Source organism: Muricauda sp. SCSIO 64092 (genome assembly GCF_023016285.1).
Lineage (GTDB): Bacteria > Bacteroidota > Bacteroidia > Flavobacteriales > Flavobacteriaceae > Croceivirga.
Genome location: NZ_CP095413.1, coordinates 5,350,526 through 5,363,214 on the forward strand (window position 1 = coordinate 5,350,526; position 12,689 = coordinate 5,363,214).

Genomic DNA, 12,689 nt, shown 5'->3' on the forward strand with positions numbered 1-12,689 from the left:
AAGAATGAGAACATTGAACCATTGCATTTTTATCGCATTGACTATCGCTATGTTAGGGTGTAAGCAAAAACAGGAATCCTTGGATGTAACCGTGTACGAAACCTCCGCCGCTGGAAATAAGCTGCAAAAAGTGGAAACGACCACTGTGGCTGGGAATGTAACATCCATACAACTTTTGCCCGATCAGGAGTATCAGACGATTACAGGGTTTGGGGGTTCGTTTACCGAGTCGTCTGCACATTTGTTGAACCAACTGGGCAAACAAAACCGAAACAAGGTTTTGGAAGCCTATTTTGGTGAAAACGGAGCAAGGTATTCGTTGACACGAACCCATATGAATTCCTGTGATTTCTCCTTAACCAATTACTCCTATGCCTCCGTAGATGGTGATATGGAGTTGGAACACTTTTCGATTGAGGAGGACAAAAATGATATCATTCCAATGATTAAGGAGGCCATGGCACTGTCCAAGGATGGATTTAAAATCGTAAGCTCACCATGGACGGCACCCCCCTGGATGAAAGACAACAACGATTGGCGTGGAGGCAAACTGCTGCCCAAATATTACGATACTTGGGCCTTGTTCTTCTCCAAATACGTCGATGCCTATAAAGCTGAAGGGATTGATATTTGGGGTTTTACCGTAGAGAACGAACCTTTGGGCAATGACAATAACTGGGAGAGCATGCACTTTACGCCCCAGGAAATGACACAGTTTGTGCAAAACCATTTGGGCCCGAAACTCGAAGCGGACGGTAAAGGTCATATTAAGGTTTTGGGGTACGATCAAAACCGGGAGCATTTGAAGGAATGGGTAGATGTCATGTATGTGGATGAAGCAGCCTCAAAATACTACGATGGTACAGCAATCCATTGGTATGCGAGTACCTATGAGGTTTTTCCGGAAGCACTTCAGTATGCCCATCAAAAAGCACCGAACAAGCATTTGATACAAACGGAAGCCTGTGTGGATGCCGAAATCCCAAAATGGAAGGATGATGCGTGGTACTGGTCCAAAGAAGCCACGGATTGGGGATGGGACTGGGCTCCGGAAGCAGATAAAAAATACCATCCTAAATATGTGCCCGTATATCGTTATGCCAGGGACATTATAGGTTGTTTAAATAACTGGGTAGACGGTTGGATAGATTGGAATATGGTCCTTGACCGCCAGGGAGGTCCCAATTGGTTCAAGAATTGGTGTGTTGCGCCGGTCATTGTAGATCCCGAAAAGGATGAAATCTATTTTACGCCCTTATACCATACCCTGGCGCATTTTAGCAAATACATAAGGCCCGGGGCCAAAAGGATTGGGTTCAATACTACGGATGGTTCCCTATTGGTCACGGCAGCAAAAAATCCCGACGGGACAATAGCAGTAGTGCTTTTGAATATGGATACCGACCCGAAAAACGTGGAGTTATCCATGGATGGCCGTTCACAGCAGGTGGAAATCAGTTCGCAAGCTATTCAGACCCTGTTGGTCAAACAACTAAATTAATCAAACCGAAAAATTATGAGTGAAGCCATGAGTACCACAGCAAAAGTGCCCTTTGGGCAAAAAGTAGCTTTTGGAGTTGGAATGTTTGCCAACCAAATGTTCCCTGCCATTCTTGGAATTTTTATGGTGGTCCTTGTACAATCATTTGGATTTAATGGGTGGTTGTGGTCCTTGGTCTATTTTTTCCCTAGGATTTTTGATTCCATAACCGATCCCATTATGGGATTCATATCGGACAATACGAAATCCAAATGGGGTAGACGTAAGCAGTACGTGCTAATTGGTGGACTTCTTATGGGGATAGCGTTTACCTTGATGTGGCAATTGTATTCGGACAATACCTTGCAATATAATTTTTGGTATTTCTTTTTATGGTCCATTGTATTTTATCTGGGGCTCACTTTTTTTAGTGTACCCTATGTGGCCATGGGTTATGAAATGAGCGATGATTTTCATGAACGGACCAACATTATGGCCGTGGCTCAATGGATTGGCCAATGGGCTTGGGTCATTGCCCCCTGGTTTTGGGTAATCATGGATGACCCGGATTGGTTTCCAAACCAAGAAATAGCTGTTCGTGAATTGGCCGTTTGGGTGGCCATTCCTTGTGCGATTGCGGCGATGGTACCAGCCATATTCATTAAAAGTAAATCGACCCTTGATGAAGATTATGAGCCATTGAACGTGGCCAATATTGGGGGTAGTCTCAAGAAAATTATAAGTAGTTTCAAAGATGCCTTTAAACTAGCGGAATTTAGAAGGATCTGTGGTGCCACGTTTTTGATTTTCAATGCCTTTAACACCGTGGCCGCCCTAACTTATTTTGTCATTGTTTATAGATTGTTCAATGGTGATGCGGTTGCCACTGGTATTTGGGTTGCCCTTTTCGGATGCATAGGAGCGTTGGGCACAACGTTTATCGTAATTCCTTTGGTTACCTGGATGTCAAAAATAATGGGTAAAAAGAAGGCGTTTATGTGGGCCCAAGCCATTTCAATTGTTGGTTATGTCATGATGTATTTCCTCTTTATACCCGGAAAACCGTGGTTGTACATCATTGCACTGCCCTTTTTCTCTTTTGGGATAGGGAGTTTGTTTACCATTATGATGTCCATGACAGCCGATGTCATCGATATAGATGAGCTCAATTCAGGTAAACGTAGGGAAGGTATCTTTGGTGCCATTTACTGGTGGATGGTCAAAGTGGGCTTTGCCATAGCCGGTGCGCTTAGTGGGGTAATTATTGGTATTGTTGGCTTTAACCCGGATTTGGTCACCACCGAACAACAGGGGGCAGTTGATGGGCTTCATGCATTTTTCTGCTTCTTTCCTATGGTAGGTACCCTATTTGCCATGTTGATTATGAAGAATTACGATGTTTCCGAGGAGCGCGCAAATGAAATACGTGCGAAATTGGAAAAGCGTAAGAACAAGCCAGCCGAAAAACTGACTTCGTACTACCAAACGGACAAGCTACATTCGCTAGCTACCATGGACCTAAATGTCCAGTCAAAGACGGATATCGACTTCCTGGGAAAAACGGATGCCGAAATCAGAAAGATATTTTCAAAATCGCTGACCACCGGACTTCATGGACTTTGCTTCAGTCCGTATTTGGAAGGTCAGGATATTGGTGATTCCCTGTCGGAAGCACAGATACGGCAACGGATGGAGGTCATTTTCCCCTACACCAAATGGGTCCGCTCTTTTTCCTGTACGGAAGGAAATGAGTTTATTCCCCACATCGCCCATGAAAAAGGCTTAAAAACAATGGTTGGGGCTTGGATCGGAAGTGATAAAAAAGAAAATGAAAAGGAAATCAAGGCCCTTATTGACCTGGCCACAAAGGGACAGGTTGATATCGCCGTAGTAGGCAATGAAGCCTTAATGCGGAATGAGGTCACAAAGCAGGAGATTCTGGATTATATCCGCCATGTCAAAAAAGCACTGCCGAACGTTCCGGTCGGTTATGTGGACGCTTATTATCAATTTCTTGAAAACCCGGAATTGATAGATGCCTGCGATGTGGTTTTGGTCAATTGTTATCCATTCTGGGAAGGATGCGATATTCAGTATGCGGCGACTTATTTAAAACAAATGTACACGGTAACCAAAAATGCCGCAGCAGAAAAACCTGTGATCATTACGGAAACGGGCTGGCCCGATCAGGGTACAAATACCGGGGCAGCGGAACCTTCCTCCACAAATGCGATGAAATACTTCATTAACAGTGGTAATTGGGCCACTCAAGAGGGAATCCCCATGTTTTATTTCTCATCCTTTGATGAGTCCTGGAAAGTGCACCATGAGGGGGATGTTGGGGAACGTTGGGGAATTTGGAATAAAAATGAACAACTAAAATATCAATAGAAATGTCATACAGGGAAGGCCATCAGTTTTCACGGGCAAAGCATAATTTCACCGAATACGCTGGGGTTGATTTCAGCAAAATTTCCGACGAGGAATTACGGGCATTGTGGTTGGAAACACTTCAAAACGGAATGCATGGTATTTGCTTTAGCATGTATGAAGATGGGCAAAAACCGGGCGATATCATTACCGAAGAACAAGTGGAACGACGAATCCAAATCCTTAAACCCTTTACCAAATGGGTACGTTCGTTTTCCTGCATTGAGGGAAACGAGCATGTACCTCGCATTGCCCATAAAAATGGACTCCAAACTTTGGTAGGTGCCTGGTTAAGTGACGATTTGGAAGCCAATGAAAAGGAAATAAATGCATTGATCCAATTGGCCAGCGAAGGTTGTGTTACCATAGCGGCAGTGGGCAATGAGGTGCTCTACAGGAATGAACTTAATGAAGAACAACTACTGGGCTATCTCAACAGGGTAAAAGAAGCCATACCGGGTATTCCCGTAGGCTATGTTGATGCCTACTACGAGTTTACGAACCATCCAAAGATTACGGAAACCTGTGATGTTATCCTCTCCAATTGCTATCCGTATTGGGAAGGTTGCCCCATAGAGTATTCCCTGAACCATATGCAACAAATGTATGGGCAGGCCGTTGATGCCGCAAATGGGAAAAAAGTAATCATCACGGAAACCGGATGGCCAAGTGAAGGGAGCAGCCTAAGGGGAGCTGTTTCCTCAGCAGAAAATGCAATGAAATACTTCACCAATACCCAGGTATGGTCGGCCAAGGCCAACATTGAGGTGTTCTATTTCTCATCATTTGACGAATCTTGGAAAACCGGGGATGAGGGGGATGTTGGTGCCTATTGGGGACTTTGGGACAAACATGAAAAACTAAAGTTTTAGAAGGGATGGATTAAACCTACCCTCCCTACCCTACTTTTTTGATCACCAAGCCCGTAGCACTTTGGTTTTATGGGCTATCGTCCTGCTAAAGTCTTAGTAAGACCTGGTGGGGAAGACCACTATGGTTGATTTTATGCTGATATTTTTTGGTTCTACGTGATATCGGTAACATAGGGACCAACCTTCAAAAATGACGGGATAATGGTTTCATAAAGTGTTAAATCGAATTGGGTGCGCACAAAATTCCCGAAATACACACTATTGGTCCGGTTTTTGCGTTTGATGGGAAGAACCAGAACATTATGAATATGAAATCATCAATCAAATTTCTATCCCTTTTTCTATTTGCAGTTGTTTTGTTACAATCATGTGGTAATGCCGATGATGACGTTAATTTCAATATAAATCAAGGTGAACTTGGACAAGGTGAGGAACCTGATGACTGTCTAAACTTTGAGGAAAACGAACTGCTGTTGTCCATTCAGGATCAATTTACAACCCTTCCGGGCAAGGTGTCCATCCTGTTCAAGGTATCCGATAAAGAAGGAAATCCTATTTCGGACCTAACGGCAAATCAATTTACCATTTACGAACAAGGTAGGAATGATGACTGTTTCAGGACCATTTCCGTTTCAGAATCCTTGGCACGTATATCCCCAAACTCACAGGTGTTCACCAATAATACGTTACTGGTACTGGACTTAAGTAATTCGGTACTTCAGGGAAGCTTGGAAGAATTGAAAACAGCCTCTACAAGTTTCGTGAACAATGTGATGCCCGATATTGAAACCGAGTCCTTCAAAATGGCCATTTATTGGTTTGATGGTGAGGACGAACTTCATTTACTCAATCCTTTGACTTCTTCGGTGACCGAATTGACCGCTGCCATTGATGGGATTACCGATGATATCAGTAACGATCCTTCCACCGATTTATACGGTGCGGTAATAAAATCAACAAACAGGGCTGAAGAATTGATAGATGAAGCAAACAGTATTCAAGGCGCGCCCATTGTGGCGGCTTCGGTGGTCCTATTTACGGACGGTACCGATCAGGCCTCACGCTTCACCGAGGAAAGTGCCCTAAATACCGTGAATAACGCCAATCCCAATATTTCCTTTTTTACCATAGGTCTGGGAGCTGAAATTGATCAGGAAATCCTGCAGGAAATTGGGAAAACGTCCAGTGTGGTGGCCAGCAATGCAGCGGAACTGGAAACGACCTTCAATCAAATCTCTGCCCGGGTTTCCGAACAGGCCAACAGTTTTTACCTATTTGAGTACTGCACGCCAAAACGTGACGGCAGTGGGGAAAATAACCTTGTGATCCAATTGACCAATGGTGCACGGCAAGGCGCGGTACAAACCCAATTTGATGCTGATGGCTTTACCGGAGGTTGTGAATAGGATGTATTAGTGTTTTCGTGGGATTTGAGTATCTTCATGCACTTAAATCCAATACGATGAAAATAGCCTTCTCCCCATTCACACTTGCATTGTTCCTGTTGTTGTTTACACTCCCCCTTTGTGCGCAAAAACAGCATCCCTTGGAAGGGCGATGGGACCTGGAGATACAGTTCATGGAAAAAACCGCTCCCTCCTGGTTGGAGGTTAGGCATTCCGGTCATGAAACTTTGGTAGGTCGATTTGTTTTTGCGTTTGGCAGTGCCAGACCGATAGCCGAAATAGAGACCTTTGGGGACAAGTTCACCTTCACGATCCCCAGACAATGGGAACCGGAAGGAAGTGATATGATCCTTCATGGTGAGTTAAAGGATGGCATCATCGAGGGAACCCTTATCTATACCGACGGCAGTATTATTCCCTGGACGGGGAAACCCGTTCCAAAACTGGCCTATGTGGAAAATCCGGATTGGGGAAAACCCATTGCCCTCTTCAATGGTAAGGATTTGGACGGCTGGTATCTGGATTCCGACCAAAATGAATGGTCCGTAGTCAACGGTATCCTTACGAATTCCAAAAGTGGGGCCAACCTTATTAGTAACCAAAAGTTTACCGATTTTAAATTGGTAACGGAATTTAGGTATCCGGAAGGTAGTAATAGTGGTATTTACCTAAGGGGGCGCTATGAGGTCCAAATAGCGGACAACCATGGGCTGGAAGCTTCCGACATTTATTTTGGTGGCATCTACGGCTTTCTGGAACCCAATGAGAACGTTGCTAAACCGGCCGGTGAATGGCAACGCTATGAAATTGAGTTTATTGGTAGCCGTGTAACGATCAAAGCCAATGGTAAGGTCATTATTCACAATCAAACCATTCCTGGGATTACGGGGGGTGCATTGGACAGTAAGGAAGGGGAACCGGGACCGATCATGATTCAAGGGGATCATGGTCCGGTTGAGTTCAGAAAGTTTGAGGTGACCGCGGTAAAATGATACCAACAACCTCAAGTTTGTTTTTTAATCGTTTGTAATAGGGAGCAATTTAATGTCCTTCCAACGGACTTTGATGCCTCCACCATCATGAATCTGTAAGGCTATGGCCCCTTTTCCCTGGCCTATTTTTTTGTCTTCCAAGCGTACCATTTCCACACCGTTTAACCAAGTTGTTACCGTATTGCCAGTGGCCTTAATTCTCATGGTATTCCATTGCCCCATTTTTAGGGCGGAATCCTTTTCATCTTCCGGTTTTATGAGCCAGCCCCTACCGTAGGACTCATAGATGCCTCCCGTATGTTTTTTGGGTGGGGCAACTTCAACCTGCCAGCCCGTGACCTTGGTACCCTCAAAAGTGGAACGGAAAAAGACACCACTGTTTCCATCGGCCTCTTGTTTAAAGCTTAGGGTAAGTTCAAAATCGTCATAATGGGTATTGGTCGACAAATAGCCGTATTCCCCTTTGGGGCCACTTTCACAAATCAATTCCCCATTTTCCACATACCATTGCTCACTGCCATGATTGGTCCACCCGTCTAAATTTTTACCATTAAAAAGGTTGATCTCCTGTGCGGGAACGGTATACACCGAACCAACAACAATGACGATATACAGTAATTTTTTCATGATACGATTTAGTTTAGGGTTTGTTGTGGCAAATTACGCTTTTTAGGGAAATCCACTTTAACGATGAATACGGTCATTTGAACGTTTTAAGGGTACTTCTGGTGGCAAGCAGTAGGGTTTTTGGCATTGTACTTGTTATTATTTCAACAACAACTGGCTACATCCTTTGTTAAAACGATACGGTTATGGATGTATTTAAGGAAATAATGAACAACGGACCTTTGGGGCTATTGCCCTTTTGGAGTAAAAGTATGGTATTGCTATTGTTTTCGGCAATAGTCTCCACTCTATTCACCATGCTTATTATATTGTTGGTTTACGGTTCCCAAGTATCCATTCAGTTTGGATATTGATGCTATCGATAAATGAGTGCATTCCCAAAATCCTGATTGTCCAACGGCTGGGAGAGATCCAAGGGAAATCCATTGATAATGGCATGGGTAAGCTTCCCTCCTTTCTCGAGGAAAAAGGTTGGGTTTTTTCCTACCACAAGCTTGAAATCAGGTAGTTGAAAGCCTTCCGATGCCAAGTTTATTTTAGAGGGCAATTGTACTTTATCCCCAGGGATATTCAGCATGCGTAAATAGCCAAAACCGGCACGCACCCATTTTTCGTAATCCATTAAACGATCAAAGTTGGACAAACTGGGAACAGCTTGGTCCGTAATCCTGGGAGGGACTACCGTATAACCGGTTGCATCAAAAGTTTTGTAACCGTAATAAGTGGAAAGATCCCCTTGGTCCACAATAACACTTTTATAGTGAAAACCATCATGATGCGCATCGTCAATTTCCTGTCTCTGTATCCCCAAATCCAAAATGTACTCTTCACCATTGAGGACATATGTCAGGTTTTCAATCTTTAAGTCGAACAGCTTTCTATCGTTTCTCGGAATCTCCTCATACCGTTCTATGGGAATGTCCTTGTATGCTCCGGTGGCAATGCCGTACAGTGCGGAAAGTATGGAAACATAGTTCAACTTCCGGATTTCCTGTTTTTCCCGATCATTCACATATCCGCCAGATTCAATAAGGATAAGGCTTGTTCCCCATTTTGCAATATTGTCACCAAAAGCCCTGGGTTCAAAGTCATCACTGTAGCGACCTACCTGTCCCGGAGCATATTTTTGGATAACATCGTTCATATATACAATGGCTTTCATGGCGCGTTCCCTTACCTCATTGATGTCCTTTTCATAATTGTACGCCGTGGCCAGGTAGGATATGGTGGCGGGTTTTGGGGTCCGTTCGGCATTGTAATATCGACTCTGATCATGTAGGTTGAAACCAAAGGTAGCGTCCAAGCTATCCCGAATCCTTTTCAATACCCTACCCTCTGGTGATTGTAGTCGAAGCGCATCCCTATTGATATCTATCCCCAAAGCGTTTCTACGTTGAAACACTTCCGCACCGTCCGGATTTACCATGGGCAAAAAGTGCAATTGGGTATTTGCAAGGATGATCTTACGTTCTTTTTTGAAATCATTCGAATCAAAGAAGTTTAGGATATCAAAAATAGCCTGTGTGGCCGTGGGTTCATCCCCATGCATCTGGGACCATAGAAAAATGGGGGTACCTCCCTTTCCCAAACTGATCAAATTTAAATCCCTACCTTCAATGGATTCCCCAACTTTTTTGACCGTAAACTTGGAATTGGTCCTCAACCGATCAATGAGGGGAGTAAGCTGTGCGTACTTTATTCTCCGCTTGTCCAAAGAGGGTTCTTTATAGTTCCCATAGGTGCTGTAGAGACTTTCGGTAAAATCCTGTGCGCTCAATGATAGGGAATGGACAAGGGACAAAATAAGGACAAAAACTATCTTTTTCAATGGGGTTTTATTTCTGGTACCGGTTTAAAATTAAGTCTTTTGGTGGCTTTTCGTACCTTTTGCATGAAATTATCCCCTGGATCGTTTTTTTTTGTCCGATACCCTTCGTCCACTTCCAGCCATAATTCATGCCCCTCAAATGCCGTGTACTCGTGGTGACCGATCAAATAGTCAATATCATATTTCTTCGCCAGATAATGCACCAGTTTTATGTTGGCTTTTACCTGCGCTTTTGTTAGGGGGAATTCCGGGGTTCCCCCAACGTTTTCCACACCAATGGCACAATGGTTTAAACCGATGACATGCCTGGCCATATAGGTTTCCGGCATTAAGCGATATATGGTACCGTCGCGGTCTACAACAAATTGTGAAGAAACATTTAGGCCACTGACATTTTCAATGTCCGGGCGCCAATTCGGTAAGGTAGGGGCATTAAATGCTTCAAAGGTTTTGTCCAATGTGGGAATAACGGTGTGGTGCAATACAATCATCCTAGGAACAATGGTAATGGAGTCCCTTTCCAACTGATAACGGTCTTTAAGGTATTCCTTTGTCAATTTCACCCGTTGCGCATCAAAAATGATGGGTCTCTCCACAAATGTCATTTCCGTTGAACAGGAGATCAACAGAAATACCAAAATGAAGCCCAAGCGATGCATGGCCCTAATTTAAGAGATTTTCCAACACCAGGACATCCACATTGGTTTCAGCCCATTGTTTTGAAAGATTGTCCGGTACGGGAGTAAAAACATAAGTAAAGGAACTCAATAGAATATCCATGTCCCCATCAGCGTCCACATCTCCTTTATCCATCAAAAACCACCTTCCCTGGTTGGGATGCTCCAAAATTTTTGTGCGAAACCGATAGGCATCCGCTTCCTCATTTTCCAAATAGACAAATGTGAGCTGAGGAGCCCTATCATAATTTGGAAACGTACTGATCAGTCCGAAGTCAATATCACCATCGGCATCAAAATCATCGGCAATCAAACGTGTAGCGCCATTTAAAGGATAAAAGAACACTTCGGAAAAATTGTTTTGGCCATCATTGAGGTGGATGCGCATTCCATGGTACGGTTTATGTACATAGGACTTATCGGCATTGTCCCCATTTACGGTAACGATATCATCAAAACCATCGTTATTGTAATCCACCAACTCAAACCAACTGCTTCCATACACCGAGCTAAATTCAAGAACCTTTTCCGCCTCAAATACCAGATCTTCTTTTTGGTATAAAATGGTAATGCTTTCCCAAGCCTGGGACGTAATGGTGACCAAATCCAACTTCCCGTCCCGATCCATGTCCTTCGCAATGGTCCTGATGCATCCGGGCAGATTTAACAGTACTTTCTTGTCATACACACCCGTATCTTTTTGAACCAACAGGGACAATCGACCTGTTTCATTTCCAAATTCGGAGACAACCATTTCCAAAGTTCCGTCCCCATTTAAATCCTCGACCAAATTATGGACCGGTCTATGGAAGGCATGGTTCAAGGCAAGGGTGTCTTTTCCTTGCTTGAGGATAATCTTTCCCCTTTCCAGTTCTGAAGGGTCAAGGATGCCCACCTCGGAAATAAACTCTGTGTCCTTGTTTTTGTTATACCAAGTAACGGGAGTTTCCCCTTGAAAAAGCTTTGCAACGCTTTCGGACTGGAAATCATACCGTTTTACACTGCCACTAATATCTCCCAGCACCATGGTATTATCCTCTTCCTCATATTCCAGAAAGGTAAAGAATGCCCCATTTTGGTCGTCCAGTTCCAATATTTTGGGCCTAAAACCGGAGAGCAGTTCCTGTTTTGGCAATGGTGTTTCGGGAAGTTGCTCCGGTGCCAGTGAAATCACATAATTTTGTAACGCGATCCAGTCATTAAGTTTTATCTCAGGTCGAAAACCTGTTTTTGCCTGATCGGGAGCTTCATAGAGTTCTTTGATCTTCATTCGGGACTCCATATCGGGTAAAACGTAATTCTCCCAAATGTCCTTGGGCAAGTTTCCGATCTCAGGGGCCAGATGACAACTGGCACAATAGTTTTCGTACAGGACAACTTCCCGTTTTTCAGGTTCTGGGGCACAGGAAAACAATATTGTAACCAGCAAAAGGGAAACGACCATTCTTAGGGCCAAGGTATTATTGCACATAAGGTATGTTTTGATTTTTTGGGTATTAAGGTAATGGGACATAGGTCGCATCATTTGGCATCATGGGAAATTCCTTTCTCCTCCAAGCTTCTTTGGCACTGGCTATTTTTTCTTTTGATGAAGCCACAAAATTCCAGAATATGTGCCGTTCCTCGGGGAAGGGAATTCCACCAAAAAGGAGGATATGGGAATTGGGCCATAAGGAAATGGAACAGGTATCTTCCACTTTGGAAACCAAAATATGCCCTTTTTCAATCTGTTCCCCGCATGCTTGTATTCCACCTTCCACAATACAGATGCCGATTTCCCCCTTCAGTTCATCCTTTACTTGGAAATCATAGGAGTCAATGTTTTTTATTTCCACCATAAATAGTTCCGAATGTACGGGTACCGGGGACTTTCTGCCATAGCCCTCCCCTGCTACCAGCGTAAATTTTGCGGAACCATCATGCCAACTGGGCAACTCATGACCTGGGATATGGTGGAACTCCGGTTCCATCTCCTCCAAGTGCTTGGGTAAGGCTACCCAAATCTGATAGCCATGGGCCGTAAAGCTCCTACCATTCCGAAGATGTTCCGGAGTACGTTCGGTATGGGAGACACCCTTTCCGGCGGTCATCCAGTTCACGGACCCTGGTTGAATCAACTGTTTGGAGCCCATACTGTCCTCGTGCATTAGCGCTCCTTCCAGCATATACGTCAAAGTAGAAAGTCCAATATGTGGATGTTGGTCCACATCCATATAAGTTGTTGGGCCCAATTTTGTAGGTCCCATATGATCAATAAAAATAAAGGGGCCTATCATTCGTTTTTTGCGAAAAGGAATCAATCGACCTACCAGAAAATCGCCAATATCACGACTTCGTTCTTCAATGATCAAACCTAAGTTGGACATGATTTTAATAG

11 protein-coding genes are annotated in these 12,689 nt (G+C 44.0%); 6 read left to right on the top strand and 5 right to left on the bottom strand.

Features of this window, described 5'->3' with window-relative positions:
• Positions 1-4 precede the first annotated feature (4 nt).
• The 5 genes from L0P88_RS22310 (at position 5) to L0P88_RS22330 (ending at position 7,180) form a co-directional block, all read left to right on the top strand.
• Positions 5-1,501 (top strand): glycoside hydrolase family 30 protein, encoded by a 1,497-nt coding sequence (locus tag L0P88_RS22310; RefSeq protein WP_247132122.1) that lies wholly within the window; start codon positions 5-7, stop codon positions 1,499-1,501.
• Positions 1,502-1,516: 15 nt separating this feature from the next.
• Positions 1,517-3,871 carry an MFS transporter gene (locus tag L0P88_RS22315; RefSeq protein WP_247132126.1) on the top strand — a complete coding sequence of 785 codons (2,355 nt, stop codon included), beginning with the start codon at positions 1,517-1,519 and terminating at the stop codon, positions 3,869-3,871.
• Positions 3,872-3,873: 2 nt separating this feature from the next.
• Positions 3,874-4,782, top strand: coding sequence for a glycosyl hydrolase family 17 protein (locus tag L0P88_RS22320; RefSeq protein WP_247132127.1), 909 nt, complete (start codon positions 3,874-3,876; stop codon positions 4,780-4,782).
• 308 nt (positions 4,783-5,090) lie between these two features.
• Positions 5,091-6,188, top strand: coding sequence for a vWA domain-containing protein (locus L0P88_RS22325; protein WP_247132129.1), 1,098 nt, complete (start codon positions 5,091-5,093; stop codon positions 6,186-6,188).
• A 56-nt stretch (positions 6,189-6,244) separates the two neighbouring features.
• The gene (locus tag L0P88_RS22330) at positions 6,245-7,180 is read left to right on the top strand and encodes a DUF1080 domain-containing protein (RefSeq protein ID WP_247132131.1); all 936 of its coding nucleotides are present in this window, start codon (positions 6,245-6,247) and stop codon (positions 7,178-7,180) included.
• 24 nt (positions 7,181-7,204) lie between these two features.
• Here L0P88_RS22330 and L0P88_RS22335 read toward each other — a convergent pair whose 3' ends face one another.
• The gene (locus tag L0P88_RS22335; RefSeq protein WP_247132134.1) at positions 7,205-7,807 is read right to left on the bottom strand and encodes a DUF1080 domain-containing protein; all 603 of its coding nucleotides are present in this window, start codon (positions 7,805-7,807) and stop codon (positions 7,205-7,207) included.
• Positions 7,808-7,992: 185 nt separating this feature from the next.
• Between L0P88_RS22335 and L0P88_RS22340 the strand changes: the two genes are divergently transcribed.
• On the top strand, positions 7,993-8,160 hold the full coding sequence (locus tag L0P88_RS22340) for a hypothetical protein (protein WP_247132136.1): 168 nt from the start codon (positions 7,993-7,995) through the stop codon (positions 8,158-8,160).
• Between the two features lie 2 nt (positions 8,161-8,162).
• Here L0P88_RS22340 and L0P88_RS22345 read toward each other — a convergent pair whose 3' ends face one another.
• The 4 genes from L0P88_RS22345 to L0P88_RS22360 are packed head-to-tail and all read right to left on the bottom strand — an operon-like array spanning position 8,163 to position 12,678.
• Positions 8,163-9,635, bottom strand: coding sequence for a M14 family zinc carboxypeptidase (locus L0P88_RS22345; protein WP_247132138.1), 1,473 nt, complete (start codon positions 9,633-9,635; stop codon positions 8,163-8,165).
• Positions 9,632-10,294: a peptidoglycan recognition family protein gene (locus tag L0P88_RS22350; RefSeq protein WP_247132139.1), complete on the bottom strand. Its 663-nt coding sequence runs from the start codon at positions 10,292-10,294 to the stop codon at positions 9,632-9,634. Before L0P88_RS22350 ends, L0P88_RS22345 begins: the two co-directional genes overlap by 4 nt.
• Before the next feature lie 4 nt (positions 10,295-10,298).
• Positions 10,299-11,825 (bottom strand): FG-GAP repeat domain-containing protein, encoded by a 1,527-nt coding sequence (locus tag L0P88_RS22355; protein WP_247132141.1) that lies wholly within the window; start codon positions 11,823-11,825, stop codon positions 10,299-10,301.
• Positions 11,809-12,678: a pirin family protein gene (locus L0P88_RS22360; RefSeq protein WP_247132143.1), complete on the bottom strand. Its 870-nt coding sequence runs from the start codon at positions 12,676-12,678 to the stop codon at positions 11,809-11,811. Before L0P88_RS22360 ends, L0P88_RS22355 begins: the two co-directional genes overlap by 17 nt.
• Positions 12,679-12,689: the final 11 nt, after the last annotated feature.